Source organism: Amycolatopsis sp. MEPSY49 (genome assembly GCF_051337345.1).
Classification (GTDB): domain Bacteria; phylum Actinomycetota; class Actinomycetes; order Mycobacteriales; family Pseudonocardiaceae; genus Amycolatopsis.
Map to the genome: position 1 here is coordinate 66,771 of NZ_JBDLYJ010000007.1, position 18,828 is coordinate 85,598.

Annotated in this window: 15 protein-coding genes; 6 read left to right on the forward strand and 9 right to left on the reverse strand. The window is 72.8% G+C overall.

Annotated features, from left to right (window positions below):
* Positions 1-80 precede the first annotated feature (80 nt).
* Positions 81-1,376 carry an ATP-binding protein gene (locus ABFJ78_RS29070; protein ID WP_436389763.1) on the forward strand — a complete coding sequence of 432 codons (1,296 nt, stop codon included), beginning with the start codon at positions 81-83 and terminating at the stop codon, positions 1,374-1,376.
* A gap of 7 nt (positions 1,377-1,383) precedes the next feature.
* Positions 1,384-2,064 carry a response regulator gene (locus tag ABFJ78_RS29075; RefSeq protein WP_372672358.1) on the forward strand — a complete coding sequence of 227 codons (681 nt, stop codon included), beginning with the start codon at positions 1,384-1,386 and terminating at the stop codon, positions 2,062-2,064.
* Here ABFJ78_RS29075 and ABFJ78_RS29080 read toward each other — a convergent pair.
* Positions 2,061-3,029 (reverse strand): DMT family transporter, encoded by a 969-nt coding sequence (locus ABFJ78_RS29080; protein WP_436389764.1) that lies wholly within the window; start codon positions 3,027-3,029, stop codon positions 2,061-2,063. The genes ABFJ78_RS29075 and ABFJ78_RS29080 overlap by 4 nt on opposite strands.
* A 105-nt stretch (positions 3,030-3,134) precedes the next feature.
* Here ABFJ78_RS29080 and ABFJ78_RS29085 point away from each other — a divergent pair, with 105 nt between their 5' ends.
* Positions 3,135-4,037, forward strand: a complete 903-nt coding sequence (locus tag ABFJ78_RS29085) for a LysR family transcriptional regulator (RefSeq protein ID WP_372672360.1) — start codon at positions 3,135-3,137, stop codon at positions 4,035-4,037.
* On the opposite strand, the gene ABFJ78_RS29090 is transcribed toward ABFJ78_RS29085, so the two are convergent.
* The 7 genes from ABFJ78_RS29090 to ABFJ78_RS29120 form a co-directional block, all read right to left on the reverse strand.
* Positions 4,034-5,128, reverse strand: a complete 1,095-nt coding sequence (locus ABFJ78_RS29090) for a serine/threonine-protein kinase (RefSeq protein ID WP_436389765.1) — start codon at positions 5,126-5,128, stop codon at positions 4,034-4,036. The genes ABFJ78_RS29085 and ABFJ78_RS29090 overlap by 4 nt on opposite strands.
* 13 nt (positions 5,129-5,141) lie before the next feature.
* Positions 5,142-6,764: a serine/threonine-protein kinase gene (locus ABFJ78_RS29095; RefSeq protein WP_436389766.1), complete on the reverse strand. Its 1,623-nt coding sequence runs from the start codon at positions 6,762-6,764 to the stop codon at positions 5,142-5,144.
* Between the two features lie 215 nt (positions 6,765-6,979).
* Positions 6,980-7,840, reverse strand: coding sequence for a hypothetical protein (locus tag ABFJ78_RS29100; protein ID WP_436389767.1), 861 nt, complete (start codon positions 7,838-7,840; stop codon positions 6,980-6,982).
* Positions 7,841-8,100: 260 nt separating this feature from the next.
* Complete coding sequence (locus ABFJ78_RS29105) at positions 8,101-9,537, reverse strand: hypothetical protein (protein ID WP_436389768.1); 1,437 nt, start codon at positions 9,535-9,537, stop codon at positions 8,101-8,103.
* A 334-nt stretch (positions 9,538-9,871) separates the two neighbouring features.
* Positions 9,872-10,186, reverse strand: coding sequence for a hypothetical protein (locus ABFJ78_RS29110; protein ID WP_364462394.1), 315 nt, complete (start codon positions 10,184-10,186; stop codon positions 9,872-9,874).
* Positions 10,187-10,250: 64 nt separating this feature from the next.
* On the reverse strand, positions 10,251-10,547 hold the full coding sequence (locus ABFJ78_RS29115; protein WP_372672366.1) for a chorismate mutase: 297 nt from the start codon (positions 10,545-10,547) through the stop codon (positions 10,251-10,253).
* Positions 10,548-10,708: 161 nt separating this feature from the next.
* Positions 10,709-11,125 (reverse strand): DUF1707 SHOCT-like domain-containing protein, encoded by a 417-nt coding sequence (locus ABFJ78_RS29120; protein WP_372672367.1) that lies wholly within the window; start codon positions 11,123-11,125, stop codon positions 10,709-10,711.
* Positions 11,126-11,364: 239 nt separating this feature from the next.
* Between ABFJ78_RS29120 and pcrA the strand changes: the two genes are divergently transcribed.
* Positions 11,365-13,785, forward strand: coding sequence for a DNA helicase PcrA (gene pcrA / locus ABFJ78_RS29125; protein ID WP_436389769.1), 2,421 nt, complete (start codon positions 11,365-11,367; stop codon positions 13,783-13,785).
* Positions 13,786-14,607: 822 nt separating this feature from the next.
* Here the strand turns inward: pcrA and ABFJ78_RS29130 are convergent.
* Complete coding sequence (locus ABFJ78_RS29130; protein WP_372672369.1) at positions 14,608-15,288, reverse strand: M23 family metallopeptidase; 681 nt, start codon at positions 15,286-15,288, stop codon at positions 14,608-14,610.
* Positions 15,289-16,274: 986 nt separating this feature from the next.
* Between ABFJ78_RS29130 and ABFJ78_RS29135 the strand changes: the two genes are divergently transcribed.
* Both ABFJ78_RS29135 and ABFJ78_RS29140 read left to right on the forward strand, forming a co-directional pair.
* Positions 16,275-18,443, forward strand: coding sequence for a hypothetical protein (locus ABFJ78_RS29135; protein ID WP_436389770.1), 2,169 nt, complete (start codon positions 16,275-16,277; stop codon positions 18,441-18,443).
* A complete protein-coding gene (locus tag ABFJ78_RS29140; RefSeq protein ID WP_436389771.1) occupies positions 18,436-18,765 on the forward strand; it encodes a hypothetical protein in 330 nt (109 codons plus the stop codon). Before ABFJ78_RS29135 ends, ABFJ78_RS29140 begins: the two co-directional genes overlap by 8 nt.
* Positions 18,766-18,828 lie beyond the last annotated feature (63 nt).

Genomic DNA, 18,828 nt, shown 5'->3' on the forward strand with positions numbered 1-18,828 from the left:
TCCCTGAGGTTTCCCGGAGAGGGGCTCGAGCTCCGGGAACGGATCAGGGGCTTCCCCGATGGAAGCCCACGCTCTCGCGTGTGACCATGGACGACGTGCAAGAAGCCCTCGACCACGTCGCCACCGACCAGGTGACCGTCCCGGACAAGCCCAAGATGTTCCGGCGCCGGTCCGGGCGGGCGATCGCCGGGGTTGCCGGTGGGCTCGCCGATCACCTCGGGGTCCCCGTCGTCTGGGTGCGGACCGCCTTCGCGCTGCTCGCCGCCCTCAACGGGGCCGGCCTGCTCGCCTACGGCCTCCTCTGGGTGTTCGTCCAGCAGCAGACCGAGGAAACCGCGAAGGCGCCGACGTCGAAGGAACGCCAGCAGGCGTTCGGCCTGATCGCGCTGGGGGTCGGCCTCGCCGTCGCCAGCGGGACGCTCACCGGGTTCATCAGCGGCTGGGTCGCCGTGCCGCTCGCCGTCGCCATGATCGGTCTCGCGGTCGTCTGGCGGGAGGCCGACGAGTCGCAGCGCCGCCGCTGGCGGGTCGGGGCCAAGGACGGCTTCGCGGGCGCTTTCCTCGGCGGGGGTGGCTGGTCGGCCGCGATCCGGATCGTCGCCGGCGTCGCGCTGGTCATCACCGGCATCACCGTCGTCGTCCTGCGCAGCGGCACGCTCGACCAGGTCCAGTTCGCCCTGATCGCCGTCCTCGCGACGCTGATCGGGGTCGCCGTGCTGACCATCCCGTTCTGGCTGCGGCTGGTCCGCGACCTGTCCGACGAGCGCAGGGCCCGCATCCGCACCGACGAACGCGCCGAGATCGCCGCTCATCTGCACGACTCCGTCCTGCAGACGCTGGCCCTGATCCAGAAGCAGAGCGAGCAGCCCCGCGAGGTCGCCCGGCTGGCGCGCAGCCAGGAACGCGAGCTGCGCGGCTGGCTCTACGGCCCGAACGGCTACGGCAAGCCCGTCGAGAGCGCCGAAGAAGCGAGCGGCCAGCTGTCCGAAGCCCTCGCGACGGCGTGCGGCGAGGTCGAGGACACCTTCGCGATCTCCGTCGGCCAGGTGGTCGTCGGCGACGCCGAGCTGGACGACTCGCTGGTGGCGCTGGTCCAGGCCGCGCGCGAGGCGATCGTCAACGCCGCGAAGCACGCGGGCGTCGAGGAGGTCAGCGTCTTCGCCGAGGTCGAGCCGACGGCGGTGACGGTGTTCGTCCGCGACCGCGGCAAGGGTTTCGACCCCGACCTCGTCCCGGACGACCGCCACGGCCTCGCCGACTCGATCCGCGGCCGGATGACCCGCCACGGCGGCACGTGCAAGGTGCGCACCGCGCCGGGGGAGGGCACCGAAGTGCAGCTCGCCATGCCGGTGAAAGCGGGCAAGGGGGCAGCGTGAGGCGGCTATGCTCGAACTCGTGACTGACACCCAGCGCGAACCGGTGAAGGTGTTCCTCGTCGACGACCACGCGCTGTTCCGCGCGGGGGTCCGCACCGAGCTCGACTCGATCACCGACGAGGTCCGCGTGGTCGGCGAGGCCGGCTCGGTCGCGGAGGCGGTGGCCGGGATCGCCCGGACCAAGCCCCAGGTGGTGCTGCTCGACGTCCACATGCCCGACGGCGGCGGCGCCGAGGTCCTGCGCCGGGTCCGCCCGGAGCTGCCGGACGTGGTGTTCCTGGCGCTGTCGGTGTCCGACGCGGCGGAGGACGTCATCGCGGTCATCCGCGCGGGCGCCCGCGGCTACGTGACGAAGACGATCTCGTCGAAGGAGCTGGTCCGCGCGGTGGTCCGCGTGGCCGACGGCGACGCGGTGTTCTCGCCGCGGCTCGCGGGGTTCGTGCTGGACGCGTTCGCCGACCGCCCCGGTTCGGCGCCGATCAACGACCCCGAGCTGGACCTGCTGACGCCCCGGGAGCGCGACGTCCTGCGGCTGCTGGCGCGGGGGTACGCGTACAAGGAAATCGCGTCGGAGCTGTTCATCTCCGTCAAGACGGTCGAGACGCACGTGTCGAGCGTCCTGCGGAAGACCCAGCTCTCGAACCGCTACGAGCTCTCCCGCTGGGCTTCCGACCGCCGTCTCGTCTAGTCCGCCAGAGGAGCGAGAGGCCGGGGCGTCCGCCCGGCGGTGTCGTCACCAAGCCCATCCGCTTGGTCACCGGACACGTCCGAAGCCCCTCGCTCCGGCTTCTGGAGGCGGGTCAGCGCGACCCCGCCGAGGACGACCACCATCCCGGCGATCACCCGCGCGTTCAGCTGCTCGGCCAGGAACACCGCGCCCAGCAGCACCGAAACCACCGGCAGCAGGTACCCGACCACCGAAGCCGCCACCGCGCCTTCGCTCGCCAGCAGCTGGTAGTTCAGCGCGAACGCGATCCCCGTCGACCCGAGGCCCAGCACGAGCACGGCCAGCAGCGGCCCGGTGGAGACGTGCACCGGCGTCAAGCCGCCCACCGGCAGCGCCAGCACCAGCATCCCGCTGGCCAGCAGCATCTGCCCGGCCGCGACCGCGTACGGCGAGGACGTCGCATCCGACAGGTACTTGCCCTCGTAGACGAACGCGAAGCCGTAGCTCGCCGCCGCCGCGAGGCACGCCAGCGCGCCCCAGCTGAGCAGCCCCGACGCCTGCCACGGAGCGAAGATCAGGAGGATCCCGCCGAGGCCGACCAGCAGGCCCGCCAGCCGCGTCCCCGTCATCCGCGACGACGTCCCCATCAGCGGCGCCGCCAGCAGCACCCACAGCGGCGTCGTCGAGTTGAGCACCCCGGTGATGCCCGAGTCGACCGTCGTCTCGCCGATCGCGAACAGCAGGAACGGCAGCGCGTTGTGGAAGAACGCCGCGACGGCCAGGTGACCCCACATCCGCCGGTCGCGCGGCAGGCGAGCGCGCTGCAGCCGGCACAGCACCAGCAGCATCGCCGCGCCGAGCACGAGCCGCGCCAGCACCAGCTGCACCGGCGAGAACATCCCCAGTCCCAGCTTGATCCAGAAGAAGCTCGACCCCCACATCAACGCCAGCGCGCCGATCCGCAGCAGGGTCTTCGTCTCGCCCACCCCAGTCCTCCTTCTCCGATCAAGCGCCAGCTTCGCGCCGCCGAGACGTAAGGACAAGCGAAAATAACTGCAGGGACGCTTAAGCTCAGCTGTACGATCGGGAGTATGCTCGACGTCCGCCGCATGCAGGTCCTCCGCGCCGTCATCACCAGCGGGTCGATCACCGCCGCGGCCCGCAACCTCGGCTACACGCCGTCCGCGATCAGCCAGCAGCTGTCGGCCCTGGAACGCGAGGCCGGCACCGAACTGCTCGAACGCGTCGGCCGCGGCGTCCGGGCGACTCCGGCGGGCTCGCTGCTGTCCGAGCACGCCGAGAAGCTGAGCACCGAGCTCGCGAAGGCCGAGGCGGCGCTGACCGAGCTCAAGGAGGGCCGCACCGGCCGTGTCGCCATCCGCTACTTCGCGACGGCCGGCGCGTCACTCGTCCCGCCCGCCATCGCCGCGGTCCGCCGCGAGCACCCCGGCGTCCGCCTCGACCTCAAGCTGGTCGAGCCGGACGACCCGATGGCCGACGTCGAAGCGGGCGACGCCGACGTCGCGATCACCGTCTTCCCGCGCAAGAAGCCGCCCGGCAAGGGGGTCGAGCTGGTGCACCTGCTCGACGACCCCTACCGCGCGGTGCTGCCGAAGACCCACCCGCTGGCCCGCAAGCGCGTGCTCGACCTGACGGAGTTCGCCGAGGAGCCGTGGGTCGGCGTCGACGGCCTGCCCGGCATCTGCCGCGACATCCTCGACAGCGCCTGCGCGTCCGCCGGGTTCGCGCCGAACGTCGTGGTCGAGTCCGAGGACTACCAGACTGCGCAGGGCTTCGTCGCCGCCGGCATCGGCGTCGGGCTCATCCCGGAGCTGGGGCTCGGCGCCCAGCACCCCGGCGTGGTCGTCCGCCGCATCCGCAACCCGGAGCCGGTCCGCGCGATCCACGCCGCGGTCGCGTCCCGCGCGTGGGGGCAGCCCGCCGTCCGGACGTTCCTGGAAGCCATGCGCGCGGCGACCGTCAAGGTGGCTTAGACGAAGAACAGCTCCGAGACGAGGATGCCGATCAGCACCGCGGCGAGGATCGCGGCCACGGTGATCAGCGTCTTCTTCGACACCGGCAGGTTCCACGCCTGGGCCGGCGGCCGCGGTCCCGGCGCGGGCGGCGGCGCGTACTGCGTCGGCTGCGGGACCGGCTGCATCCGCTGGGTCGCCTCCGCCGGGGAGTAGCCGGGCGCGGCGACCGGGATCTGCTGCTGGAACTGCGGTCCCGACGGCGGCATCGGCGGCGCCGCGGGCGCCAGCCCCGGGTTGAACGGCGGGGGCGGGGGCGGCGGGATCCCGGGGTTGGTCGGCGGGATGAACGCCGTCTCGCGGCCCTCGGTGATCGCGCTCAGCGAACGGACGGTGTCGGCCATCGTCGGCCGCGTCGTCGGGTCCGCGCGCAGCATCTTGCGCAACGCGGCGGTCAGGACGCCCGCGTTCTGCGCCGGCCGCTCGGACGACTGCCCGTCCTCCCCGAACGGCGGCACGCCCTCCACGGACGTGTACAGCGTCGCGCCGAGCGAGAAGACGTCGGCGGCCGGCGTCGGCGGCAGCCCGCGCGCGACCTCGGGCGCCACGTACGCCGCGTGCGGCCCGCCGCCGCTGATGCCGATGTCGGTGAGCTTGACGCCGCCGTCGTCGGCCAGCAGCACCGTGCCCGGCTCGAGCGTGCGGTGCACGAACCCGGCCGCGTGGATCGCGGTGAGCGCGTTGCCGAGCTGGATGCCCAGGTGGGCGGCCTGGTCGGGGGTGAGCCGGCCGTGCTCGGCGAGGAATGTCGCCATGCTGCGCGACGGGATGTACTCCATCACCAGCCAGACGTCCTGGCCGTCGGGCAGGACGTCGAACACCTTGATCGCGCTGGGGTGCTCGATCCGGGCCGCGTCCTTGCCCTCCTGCATGGCACCCGCGCGCGCCTGTTCGGCGCGGTCGCCGGCGCCGACCGGGAGGTACATCCGCTTCATCGCGACGGTGCGGAACAGCCGCGTGTCGAACGCCAGCCACACGATGCCCGCGCGGCCACGGCCGATCGGCTGGTCCAGCCGGAACCGGCCGCCGACGATGGTTCCTTCAGAACTCAAGCGAAATCCTCGATCATCCAGCCGGCGGCGTCGTCGTTGTCGACGCTGGGCTCGACGGCGCCGATGTTGGCGTTGTTTCGTCCGGTGTCGTCGTCTTCGGTGTCGTCCGCGGGGTCGTGGTCTTCTCTGGCTCCGTCTGCCGCTGCGTGGTCGTTCGCCTCGACGAGGTGGTTTCCGACGGGGACGTCAGATCCACCGTGGTGGTCGGCTCCTCCGTCGTCGACGGCAGCGACTCCGACGTCGCGACCGGCGCGGGCTTGCTGCTCGACACCGGCGCCGCGGGCGCTTCCGGGTTGTTCGGGCTCAGCAGCCAGACGACCATGGCGACCAGGCCCACGACCACGACACCGCCGATGATCGCCGGGCGCTTCCAGGCGCCGGGCTTCTCGTCGTCGTCATCGACCGGGCTGGCCTGCGGGCGCCGCGGCGGGGGCGGCGGGGCCGGCTCGTCCTCGTAGTCGTCGTACGAGTCGTCCGCGTACGGGCCCTGCTCGTGCGGCGGCACCGGCACCGCGCGTGTCGCGGCCAGGCCCGGCGGGACGCCGCCGACGTACTGCTGGCGCTCGTCGGGGTAGCGGTCGTACCCGTCGTAGTCGTCCTCGGGGTAGCCGGTGCCCTCGGGGTAGTCGTCCTCGTCGTAGTACGGCACGGCCTGCGTCGGCGCCTGCCCGCCGTCGAGCAGGCTGCCGGAGTGACCCGCCGGGACCTCGTCGAACATCTGGGTGGCGTTCGGGTCGGCGACGGCGGCCGCGCCGAGCACGCCCGCGGCCGGCGCCATCATCGTCTCGTCCGCCGGGCCGCCGAGCGGCGTCTCGCCACGGGCGACGGCCGCCAGCAGCTCCTCGCACTCCTCGGCGGTCGGCCGGTGCTGGACGTCCGGGTGCAGCAGCACGGCCAGGACGCTCGCGAGCGGCCCGGACTGGCGCGGCGGGATGATCTGCCCGGCCGCGACCGCGTGCAGCAGGCTCAGCGTGTTCTCCGACAGCCCGAACGGCGGCTGGCCCTCGCAGGCCGCGTAGAGCGTCGAGCCGAGCGAGAAGACGTCGGACTCCGGCCCGGGATCGCCGCCGATGGCGACCTCGGGGGCCAGGTAGGCGGGGGTGCCGGCGATCATCCCGGTCTTGGTGACCGTGACGTCGTCCTTGGCGCGCGAGATGCCGAAGTCGGTGATCTTCACGGTGCCGTTGGGGGCGAGCAGGATGTTGCCCGGCTTGATGTCGCGGTGCACGATGCCGACCGCGTGCGCCTCGCGCAGCGCCGCGGCGACCTGGGCGCCGATGCGCGCCACCTCGGTCGGCGGCAGCGTGCGGCGTTCCTGCAGCACGGCGGCCAGGCTGGTGGAGTTGAGGTACTCCATGATCAGGCAAGGCTGCCCGCTGTCGTCGGTGACGACGTCGAACACGGAGATCGCGTTCGGGTGGTGCAGGCGGGCGGCGATCCGGCCTTCGCGCATCGTCCGCTGGCGCGCGTCCTCGGCGTCGTGCTCGTCCAGGTGCGGCTGCAGGAGCAGCTGCTTGATGGCGACCGTGCGGCCCAGGACCTCGTCGTGCGCCTGCCAGACGGCCCCCATCGCGCCCGTGCCGATCCGGCCGACGATGCGGTACCGACCGGCGACCAGACGACCCTCGTCGCTCACGCGACCTCCCTTTGGGCTCCGACTTCACCAGGGCGTGAGGATCGGTTCCTGGTGACGCGGCCACGCGCACGCCGCTTCGCTGGAGCGTATGCACATGTCGTGGGCTGTGTGCCGGCTTCACTGAGACCGGCCCGTGACAAGGCTAGGCGCTCACTCTGCGCACACGAATCCGGTACGGGCACTTGAACCACGGGTGAAGGGGTGATCGCCGAGGGCTACATGTACTGGGCCGAGACGAGCTCGGCTTCGGTGATCAGCCCGCCGGTGTCGGCCACCCGGAACAGCTGGGTCACGCGGACGAGGGCGCCGTCGGGCCGGTGCAGGGTCGCGACCGCGAGGATCGAGCCGTCCGGCTTGATCTGCGTGTCGGCCTCCTGGACGTCGATGGCGTCCATCGAGCTCCAGGTGCGGACCAGCTCGCCGGCCGCGCCGTCGGCCAGCGTCGGGCTCAGCAGCGCCAGCGCGCCCGTCGAGTCCTTCGCGATGGCGGCGTAGAAGTCCTTGACGGCCTGGATCTTCCGGGCGGCGCTGCGCGCGTCGGCGGCCGTGTCCGGCACCGCCTGGGCGGTGGCGGGCGCGGCTTCGGTGTGCGGGCTCCCGCCGGTCGACTCCGACGCCGAGGGGCCGCCACCGGAGTGCGTGCCCGGCGCGGGGGCGCTGGGCTGCTCGGGCGCGCCGCCGCCGGCCTGGTGCTGCGGGACGGCGAGGCCGCCGAGCTCCGCGGCGCCGCTGAAGCCGGCGGGCGTGGACTGGCCGCCTTCGGAAACCGCGCGGTGCGCGCTGGTCAGCATCGGCGCGGCGACCACCGCGCCGGCGACGAGCGCCCCGGCGGCGACGAGCCCGGCCAGCTTGGCACGGCGGACGAACCGGCTCTCGGGATCGCCGTCGTCCTCGGCCCGCTCCGGCTCGCGGACGGGTTCCGGGCGCGGCGGCAGGAACTTCTGCGGATCGCGGAAGACCTGCTCGAGATAGTCGCGGTCGGCGTCGCCGACGCCGTCGAGTATCTCGGCCGGGATCACGTCCTCGACGCGGACGGCGTTGGGTACCTCACGCCGTGTGCGCTGCCGATCAAGCACGAATGTCCTCGCTCTGGGGTTCCGGGGACGGTCACTCGGCCGTTCGGCCGGGTTTCCGTTGGTCCGGTCGGCCGACTCGTGGCCGGTTCCGGATCCGCTGTCGTCAGGTAACCCTGTGCGGACGGGCACCACCAGGCTCTGTCGCCGGAATGCCGTCGCGATACGACGAGCGGCAGCATATGTCACCCACCCGGACCAGGGGGAACCGTTCGGCGCACCGCACGTGCATCGGAACGGGCGGACCGCACGTGCAGGGCCGGTTACTGGCCGTCAGCCGCGATCTTGTCGCCGTCCCCGAACGTCAGCGTGCGCTCCTCGATCGTCTTGGAGCCGTCGGTGTGGGTGATCTCGACGGTGTTCACCGTGACGCCGCGCTGCTGGTCGATGCTGATCTTGCGGACCTCGAAGTAGGCGATGCCGGCGTAGCGGTCGGCGAGGGCCTGCGGGCCCTGGTCGTGCAGCTCGCCGGTGGTCACCGCGGCCGCCGCGGCGGGGTCGGTGGTGACGGTGTTGAAGAACTTCTCCGAGTTGTCGCCCATGGTCTGGGCGTCCGGCGGGAAGGAGTAGTACCACGGCGACTTGACCGGGGTTTCGCGCTGGGCGGGCGTGACCGGGGGCTTCTGCGGCCGCGCGCTCGGCGTCGCGGTGCCGGTGGTCCCCGGCGCGGCGCTGCTGTCGTCGGCGGGCGGCGGGACGGTGCCGTCGACGGGCCCGGCGCCACCGCCGCTGGTCGTCCCGGCCGGCTGGTCCGGCCGGGTGGAGGTCTCCGGGCCCGGCGCGGAGCCGCCCTGCCGGGACGTCGGGCCGGCCTCGCCGGTGGGGTCGATGACGGTGGGCGCGCCCTGGTAGCCCGGCCACGCGCCCTGCACGGCCTGGTCCACCGGCGGCTTCCCGACCATGTACGACCCGGCGAACAGCAGCCCGACGACCACGGCACCGGACGCGCCGGTGGCGAACCAGGCCGCCTTCTTCCACGTCTTGGGCGGGGTCACGGACGCGGGCACCGAGCCGATGGTGAAGCCGCCGAGCCCATCGATCGGCGGCGCGGCGTAGATGAGGACGTCGTCGTCTTCGGTGTCGGCGCGGCGCGGCTGCGGCGAGGCCAGCGAGACACGGGTGCGCCGCGCGGCCTGGTCGGCGCGGGACTCGGCGACCGGCTCGGTTTCGTCGTCGAGGGGGAGGTCGCCGTGCGAAGCGGGGAAGAGCGGGGGCGCGGGCCGCCGGTCGCGCGGCTGCGGCAGCGACGGCTGGGGCAGCGTGCCGGACACCGGCTGCTCGAAGGGCAGTGCTCCGGACACCGGCAGGGAACCGGACACCTGCTGAGGCAGGGCGCCCGGCTGCACGTAAGGGAACGAGCCCGGGATCGTGCCTGCTTGCTCGTCGCGGAGGGACTCCGCCGCCTGCCGGGGGAACGCCCCGGAGCCCGGCTGCGCGTAGGGCAACGACCCCGGTGCCGGCCGGGGAAGGGTCCCGGACCTCGAGTACGACGGTGGCAGGGGAGCCCCGCCCGACCTGGGCTGCGCGAGGGGGAGCGACCCGGACACGGGCGGGTCGACCGGCGCGTGGCCGGCCGCGTGGCGCCGCCCCGCGCGGTTCGGGGGCAGCGGGGGCGTCCAGCTCTCCGTGCCGCCGAGCCGGTGCCGCCCGGGATGCGCGGGCGCGCCGCCGCGTCCGTGGAACTCCGTGCCGTGGGTCATGTCGGTTCGACCACCCGGCGGCTCGTCTCTGATGCCGTTGGGGGGCAACAGAACCCGATCGGAGCATCCTCACGCGCGGGTTCGCGTTCGGAATCCTGCGCAGATGCACGCGCATGCGAGACTGGGCGCGCGGGGCCAGTGCCCCCGCGCGTCCTCCGGGCTCCGCCCGACCCGAACGCAAGGGTCCTCACGGCGTCAACCCTAGGAGCATCCGGCGTAGAAAGTCCCGCCCAAACCTGCAAGTTGCACAGGTTTCACTCGGTCGGGCGCGACCGATCGGGGGAGGGTCACGCTGCGCAGTTTCACCCAGCGCCATCGGCCCAGCTCAGGAAATTCAGCCTCCCGTGCGGTAACGGTCGCGCGTGGACTGCAGCGCCTTCGTCGCCACCACACCGCTACCGGCAGCGACGAGGATCGCCACGATGTCGAGCGTCGGTCCCCCGGCCGTGAGCAACCACGCGAACAGCGACGCGGCGGTGGTACCGCCGGCAACGGCCCAGCGGCTGCGGACGTACTGCGCGACCGGCGCGCCGCCGGCCCGCTTACCCGCCGCGTTGTTCAGCAACGCCAGATACCCCACATGGCCCAGCGCGGCCAGCACGCTCGCGAGCGCGACGATGACGGCGATGAGGTTCACGAGCCAGTCCATGACCACAGTCTGCCCGCTCCCGGGCCGCCGGTGCCTCCGGGAAGACCCGGAATTCGGGCAACCGTTACCGGCCGAGCTTGCCCCGGCCCAGCTCCAGCAGCGCCATGGCGAGCTGACGGCCTTCCGGACCCAGCTCGCGGTAGCGCGCGAGCACGTCCATCTCGCGGTTGTAGACGATCCGCGTCCCGCCGGCGGCCATCCGCGCGGCCCCGATCGTCTTGGACACCTCGACCCGGCGCTTCACCAGCCGCAGGATCTCCTTGTCCAGCCAGTCGATCTCCTCCCGGAGCGACGCGATGTCGTCCCCGGCGGGCGTGTGCTCGGCGGGCTGGCCGTCGGCGTTCGTCGCTTGTGCGTTCATCGGGACCTCTCCCTCGGGGCCCGGACCCGGCCCCTGGGACGGCGACAGCCCCGGGTCCGTGGACTCCGGGGCTGGCGTGATGGCGGTTCGGGCACTACGCGATCACGGGAGCCGGAGTCCGGGTCCCGTAGAAAAATCGCTCTGCGTGGTGCCGCATGGCTTCAGTATGGCACAGCGGTGCCGGGGCGCTCCCGGACCGAGCGCACCCGGGCATGAACGAAGAGACTGACCGCCAGCCAGAACATCGGGAACGCGGGCCAGAAGAACCCGGCGCCCAGCACCGCCCACCGGACGACCACCAGCACGGCGATCGCCACCACGACGGCGAGGTGCAGGCGCAGCGCGGGGTGCCGCCGCAGCGCGGCGCGGGTGAGCGGGAAGCCGGGCGGCGCCGGCGCGGGCCGCGGCAGGTCGGTGGTGAGCGCGGCCAGCTCGTCGGTGAACTTCGCGGCGTAGACGCGGGTGAGGCGCTCTTCGACCTCTTCGAGGGTGAGCCGGCCTTCGGAGCCGGCGGTCTGGACGGTGGCGGCGACGCGGTCACGATCGGCGTCGGCGGCGCGGATGCGGGTGTCTTCCATGGCAACCGATGCTCCGCGCGGACGGCCCGCGGCGCGTCGGGCGCCAGGCGACATCTCCGGCTACGCCCGGCGCGGTAGCCGGGCCCGGCTCGAATGACGTGAATGACTCATTCATGTCGTCAGGCGACATGAATGAGTCATTCACGTCGTCCGGTACCCCGCGCGCACCGGTGCCGCCCGCCCGCCGCGTCGGCACGCTCTGCCGCCCTCCCACCCGCCCGGGGTAGCGTGGACAGACGATGGACACCCTCTTCGATCTCCCCGCCGAGACCCCCGCGCGCAAGCCCGCTTCCGGCGGGCAGGCCGATCTGCTCGACGACCTGAACCCCGCCCAGCGCGAAGCCGTCACCCACGCCGGTGGCCCGCTGCTGGTGGTGGCGGGCGCGGGATCGGGCAAGACCCGGGTGCTGACCCGCCGGATCGCCTACCTGCTCGGCCAACGCCGCGTGCACCCCGGCGAAATCATGGCGATCACGTTCACCAACAAGGCCGCCGCCGAAATGCGCGAGCGCGTCGCGGCGCTCGTCGGGCGCCGCGCGAACGCCATGTGGGTGTCGACGTTCCACTCGATGTGCGTGCGGATCCTGCGCCGCGAAGCCAAGACCCTCGACATGTCGTCGAACTTCTCCATCTACGACTCCGACGACACCAAGCGGCTCATCACGCTCGTGGCGCGGGACCTCGACATCGACCCGAAGCGCTACGCGGCCCGCACGCTCGCCGTGCACATCTCGAACCTGAAGAACGAGCTGACCGACCCGGAGACCGCGGCGGCGAACGCGGCCAACGACCTCGAACGGCGCGTCGCCGAGGTCTACGTCGAGTACCAGCGGCGGCTGTCGCTGGCCAACGCCTTCGACTTCGACGACCTCATCATGCGCACGGTGTCGCTGCTGCAGGCTTTCCCGGATGTCGCCGAGTACTACCGGCGGCGGTTCCGCCACGTGCTGGTCGACGAGTACCAGGACACGAACCACGCGCAGTACACGCTGGTGCGCGAGCTGGCCGGGACCGCGCCGAACGAGGCGGGCGTCGACCCGGCGGAGCTGGTCGTCGTCGGTGACGCGGACCAGTCGATCTACGCCTTCCGCGGCGCGACGATCCGCAACATCGAAGAGTTCGAGCGGGACTTCCCGAACGCGCACACCATCCTGCTGGAGCAGAACTACCGCTCCACGCAGACGATCCTGTCCGCGGCCAACGCCGTCATCGAGCGGAACCCGAACCGTCGCGCCAAGCGGCTGTGGACGGATTCGGGCGACGGCGAGAAGATCGTCGGCTACGTCGCGGACAACGACCACGACGAAGCCGCGTTCGTCGCGGGCGAAATCGACGCGCTGGCGGAGAAGGGCGAAGCCGACTACTCCGACGTCGCCGTCTTCTACCGCACCAACAACCAGTCCCGCGTCTTCGAAGAGATCTTCATCCGGCTCGGCCTGCCGTACAAGGTCGTCGGCGGCGTGCGGTTCTACGAGCGGCGCGAAGTCCGCGACATGATCGCGTACCTGCGCGTGCTGGCGAACCCGGACGACACGGTCAGCCTGCGGCGCGTGCTGAACGTGCCCAAGCGCGGCATCGGCGACCGCGCCGAAGCCGTCGTGGCGACGCACGCCGAGCGCGAGCGGATCTCGTTCGCCGCGGCGCTCCGGGACGTCACCGAAGACAAGGTGCCGCTGCTGAACCCGCGTTCGGTCAAGGCGATCAAGGGGTTCGTCGCGATGCTCGACGAGCTGGGCACGCTGGTTTCCGAAGGCGCCGAGGTGCACGACGTCCTCGAAGCCGTGCTGGACAAGACCGGCTACCGCGTCGAGCTCGAGGAGTCCGACGACCCGCAGGACCACACGCGCGTGGAGAACCTGGACGAGCTCGTCACGGTCGCGCGCGAGTTCACCGAGATCACCGCCGAGGTCGTCGCGGACGAGAACGCCGAGCTGGTCGTGGAACCCGGTGTCCCGGCACCTGGTTCGCTGCCCGCGTTCCTCGAGCGCGTGTCGCTGGTCGCGGACGCCGACTCGGTCCCTTCGCCCGACGGTGGCGAGGAAGGCGACGGCGGCGCGGGCGTGGTCACGCTGATGACCGTGCACACCGCGAAGGGCCTGGAGTACCCGGTGGTGTTCTGCACCGGTTGGGAGGACGGCGTTTTCCCGCACATGCGCGCGCTGGGCGACCCGACCGAGCTGGCCGAGGAACGGCGGCTGGCGTACGTCGCGATCACGCGGGCGCGGCAGCGGCTGTACGTCTCGCGCGCGATCACGCGCTCGGCGTGGGGCCAGCCTTCGATGAACCCGGCTTCGCGGTTCCTGGACGAGCTGCCGGGCGACCTCGTCGACTGGCGGCGGCTGGAGCCCTCCAGCGCCGGGTTCGGGTTCGGTTCCGGGTCGCGCGGCGGCGGGACGCCGCGGGCGGCGACCACGTGGGGCGGCCGGCGGACCACGCCGTCGTCTTCGTCGTCCGGCACGCCGTCGTTCGGCAAGGGGTGGAAGGACACGGTGGCGCTGAAGCTGGACGTCGGCGACCGCGTCAGCCACGACAAGTACGGCCTGGGCACGGTGATCTCGTGCGACGGAGTCGGCCCGCGCGCCACGGCGACGATCGACTTCGGCGCGGCCGGCAAGGTCCGGCTGATGCTGATCGGCAGCGTCCCGATGGTGAAGCTGTAACACCCGTCCGAGTGAACCCGGGGGCGATCCCTTCGATCGCCCCCGGAATCGTCGTACCCCGCCGGTAGAACTGACCCCGTCATCGAACACGAGTTCGACGGAGGGGGAGACCGGTGTGGACGCGGTGCTGTTTCACCTGCTGGCCGAAGGGGTACAGAAATACCTGCGAGGAGTCCTGGGGTCGAGGGTTCCGGATCGGGGTCCGGGCCTTTCGGGGGCTTCAGGAAATCCTTCGCGTGCGGGAGCGGAGGCGTGCCGGCTGGCCGCCGCCTGGCGAGCGCTGCTCAGGCAGCACGAGCTGGGAGCCGACGGCCGATGTGTCACCTGCGGCCGGGGACGCCGCTGGACGACGCGTGCCGCGCGTGTCCGCTCCGCGGGGGGCGCAAGGGGGCCGGTTGCGTGGGGCTGGCTGCCGGTGCGCAGATCCGCGGACCTGTGCACGGTGTGGCAGGTCGCGGTCGCGTACTTCATCCGGCGGTTGCCGGGCGGGCAGCGGTAGCCGGTTCCGGGCGCTCAGGGCGTTTCTGGCGGCTTCGGCGGCGTTGAAGGTGGTCTCGGGTGCCCGGAGGGTGCCGGGGCGGCCTGGTGCGGCTCCGCGCGTGGTCGGTTCACTTCGCGGTGGCCTGGACCATTGGCCGCTTCTTGTTCGTCCCGCGGGCTACGGCTCCCGGCGTTGCGGCACGCATCCGTGCTCCGCTGGCCTCGTGTGCCGGCAGGCTTCGCGGTGCGTCGGCCGTCCGTCCGGCTGAGGGACGTCATCGGCCCTCAGGGGCGGATCACGGTGCTACGGCGGGAATCCCGCTCAGGTCCGCGAGGAATGGATCAGAGCACGATGCCGCGCGCGGCGAGCCACGGGCGGGGGTCGATCTTCTTCGTGCCGTTCTGCCAGACCTCGAAGTGCAGGTGCGGGCCGGTGCTCTGGCCGCGGTTGCCGATCTCGGCGATCTGCTGGCCGCACTTGACCTTCTGGCCCTCCTTGACGGAGAAGCTGTTCATGTGGCCGTAGACCTGGATCGTGCCGTCGTCGAGCTGGATCCGGACCCAGAGGCCGAAGCCGCTGGCCGGGCCGGCCTCGATCACGGTGCCGTCGGAGGCGGCGTAGATCGGGGTGCCGATCGAGTTGGCGATGTCGATGCCGAGGTGGCTCGTGCCCCACCGGGCACCGAAGCCCGAGGTGAAGGTCCCGTGGGCCGGGAGGCAGGTCTTGGGGCGAGCGGCTTCTTCGGCGGCCTTCTTGGCGGCGTCGGCTTCGCGCTGCTCACGGGCCTGGGTGACAGAGGCGCTGTCGGAAAGCTTCGCGGCCTCGGCGGAGGCGTCGACGGCGTGGCCGGTGGGCAGGAGCTCGGGGGCGCCCCCGGTGCCCGCACCTCCCGCGGTGAGCGACGCGCTGGCGTCCTGGCTGTTCGCCAGGGGGGTGACGGCGGTGTTCGAGTCGGTGACCGTCTTGAGGGTCGAGCCCGCAGCGGCGGCGGCGAACGCACCAGCCGCAACGGCGGCAACCACGACACGGCCACGAAGGGCCGAAGAGGGCGGGGCGATGCGGTGCGCACCCCGGACACGGACGACCGCGCCTTCGAGCGCGTCCTTCAGTGCCGGGGAAGGAGCTTGGCCGCCGGGGGAGCGGTGTGAAGCCAAGACAGGGCCTTCCATCGTCGGGGAGCCGGGTCGAGGACTGCGGGCGGGGGAACCCGGTGAGCCAACCTCGGGGGTGGTTCGCTCGTCGTCCTACTTCGTGACCTGACTGTAATGGGGACCGGGGGACAGTAACGAAGGGGCACCGCTGTAAGCAAGATCTGCCCCCGGCGTCGGCCGTTCGGGTGGACGAGATCTTGCGTTCACCTGTGGGAATTACCCAAAGTTAGAGAGGGTTTACTGCTTTGGTTGTGACTTGCCTTACAGGTCTTGCGGGCGGTTATGGACCTACTGAGGGGCGAGGGGGCCGGAAGGGTCGGAATAAGGGTTTGCCAGGGGATGTTTAAGCATCTTCGACGCATAGATCGGACTCGGCGAGGTCCGGCGCCCGTCAAGAGGGCGGGTCCGGACGGCTCGAGCCAGGGCTGAAGTCGACCGTTCATCGACGCACGCGAACCGTTCACCGACTCGCATGTGTAAGCGGCCCGCCGGCGCCAGATTTGTCCGAATTTCGAGTCTTGACTCGACTTCCGGCTGCCAGTCGCGCCTGTCTGCAGATCTCGCATCCGCAACCAGTGGTCCACCCCTGGTGCCTCGGCGCCTCGAGTCTCTCCGCCCCCGCGGCCCGTACCGACCGCCTCCGCGAGTGGTTCACGCTTGGCCACGCGCTGCTCGAGTCCCCGGCCGCCGCCGCTGGCGCCTGCGATCCGCACCCGCTGCTCGCCGGGGCAGGTCGGCGACTTGCGTCCCTGGCCGCCGCCGCTCGCGCCCGCCCCCCGCTGCTCGCCCGGGCCACTCGGCGACTCGCGCCCCGCTGGGACGTCCCTCGCCGCCCGGGCTTGCTAGCGTCGCGGGCAATGCCCCCACGCTCAGAGCCCCCGGCCGGGGACACCCCCGGCACCCCGGCTTCCCCGCAGGACCCCGCGGCCACCCGTCCCACCGGCAAGCGGAAGCCTCCTCGCGCACAGACTTCCCGGCAGGTCCCGGCCGAAACCCCGGCTCCACCAAAGGGTGAAGCCGCCGGTCAGGTCGGTTCGGAGCCGGCGACCGCCGAGTCCCGCTCCGCTGGAAGCCGCCCGGCAGGTGCCGGCTCGGCAACCGCCCCCGGTTCCGCGGGCGCCGACCCGGCCGCCGCCGCGGCCCGCCCTGCGGGTGCCGACTCGGCGCCCGCCTCCGGCTCCGCGGGCGCCGACCCGGCCGCCGCAGCCCGCCCTGCCGGCACGCAGCCCACCTCCGCCGCCGCTCTCCCGGCACCCGCCACCTCGGCGACCACTCACCCCAAGAACACCCCGACCAACCACCCCGACCCCACCCCCACCTGGGTCGAGGACGAAACCCCCAAACCGACCATCCCGGTAACCCTCACCGCCCTGGGCGCCCTGGCCCTCACCGCCGCGGCCATCGCCCACGTCTCCCCGGCCGCCGCACCCGGGTTCACCAGCTGGCCGTGGCTCGCCGTCCTCGCTCTCGCCCCCGCCGTGGCCGCCGCCGGGATCGCTGCCAAGCGGCCCGCCCTCGCCAACGGCCTCATCCTCGGCCTGGCCGCCCTCGCCCCCGGCCGGCTCGTCCTCGACCTCCAGTTCGCCGTCAACGGCCCTCTCACCGTCCGCCCCGAGCTCTACTTCCCGGACCGCTTCATCGGCGGCTCCGCCGTCGGCGCCGGGTTCTGGCTGCTCGTCGCCGGGCACGTGCTCACCGCGGCCGCCGGGATCGCGGCAGCGCGGGCTAGCCGAAACGACGACGAACCCGAACGCCGGCGCTGGCGGCTGCTCGCCCCCCTGCTCGCCGTCACCGCGTCGGTCGGCCTGCTCACCGCGCCCGTCGCCTCCGACAACGGCTTCCTCCTCGCCCGCGCCGCCTTCGAAGGACCCTGGCCCGCCCTCGGCGGCTACCTCCTCCTCGCCGCCGCCCTGCCTCTCGCCGCCGCGCTCGCGCTCGCCGCTCCCTCCGAACGCATCGCGCGGGGCATGCTCCTCGGCCTCGCCGCCGGTGCCGGAAGCGTCGCCGTTCCGCCGATCCTCGCCGGGCTGCTCCGAAAAGATCTGCACGTCACCTGGGGACCCGTCCTCGCGCTCGCCGCGACCGCCCTCGTCGCCGGCCTCGCCTTCACCCGGCTCAGCGAGACACCCAAGGACACCGAACGCGACGTCACCATCCCCGGCGTCTTCTGGTGGCGCCTGACGACCGGCGCGCTCGGCCTCGCCACCGCTGTCGCCGCCCTGGTCGGGACCTTCGCGCCGCAGGTCGCCGTCAGTGCGCTGAACCCCGGGGCCACCGTCCCCAGCACCGCCGCCGCCGAAAGTCCCGCTCGGTGGTTCCTGCTCACCGCCGCCCTGCTCGTCGCCGTGACCGCCGCGCTCACGCTCGTCCCGGTGACCGCCGCGAAAGCCCGGCCCGTGCTCGGCGTGGCCTGGGCCGGGATCGTCCTGGCCGGCACCGCCGTCCTGAACACCGCGCTCACCGCCACCCAGGCCGGCAACCTCGCCGGCTTCGGCGGGGCGGACGCCGGCACCACGCCCGTCTTCACCTACGACCTCGGCGCCGGCGCCGCCTGGACGTTCGCCGCGCTCGTGCTGGCCGCCCTCACCGCGCTCGCCGCCGTCGGGACCGGAGTCGTCGAACGCGAAGACGTCGGCGACGGCACCGCGAACGCGGGCGTGCTCACCCCGGTCGTCGCCGGCGCGGTACTGGCCGTCGCGGGGTTCGGGCTGCCCGTCTTCAGCGTCCCCGGCTACGTCGCTCCCGGGCTCTGGTCGAACTTCGACACCCCGTCGTGGGGCCTGTGGACCACCGTCGTGGTCATCGTCGGCGCGGCCGGGCTCGCGGTGCGGTCCCGGCCGCGGCCGGCGGCCGCCCTGCTGACCGGCGCCGCCCTGCTCGCCGCGCTGCACGCCGCGGAGCTGCCGCTCGTCGGCGGCACCCTCGGCGGCGCGAGCCCGTCGACCGGCTTCTGGGTCACCCTCGCCGCCGTGGCCGCGCTGCTCATCGCGGCCGGCCTGTCGGCAGCGGGCGGACGCCGTGCGTGAGCGACTCCGGGTGCTTCTCGTCGAGTTCGGGAGGCCCGACCCGGCCGCCGTCGCGCTGGGCCGCGTCCTGCGCGACGAAGGCATGGAAGTCGTCCACGCCGGCCCGCTGGACACCCTCGAGCAGCTCCGGAGCACCGCCGAACAGGAGGACCCGGACGCCGTCGGCGTGCTCGGCGACGGGCCGCCGCCCGGGCTCGCCGAAGCGTTGAACGGCGTTCGCGTCTTCGCCGGCGAAGCCGTCGGTGACCCCGCGAAAGCCGTGGAATGGTTGCGCGGTGGGCGGTCTCACACCGCGGACGCACCGTCTGACCGCGCACGGTGACCGACTTCACCAGGTGCGGAGTCCCCTGCGTCTGCGCAGGTCGCTAACCTCGACTGGTCCGAC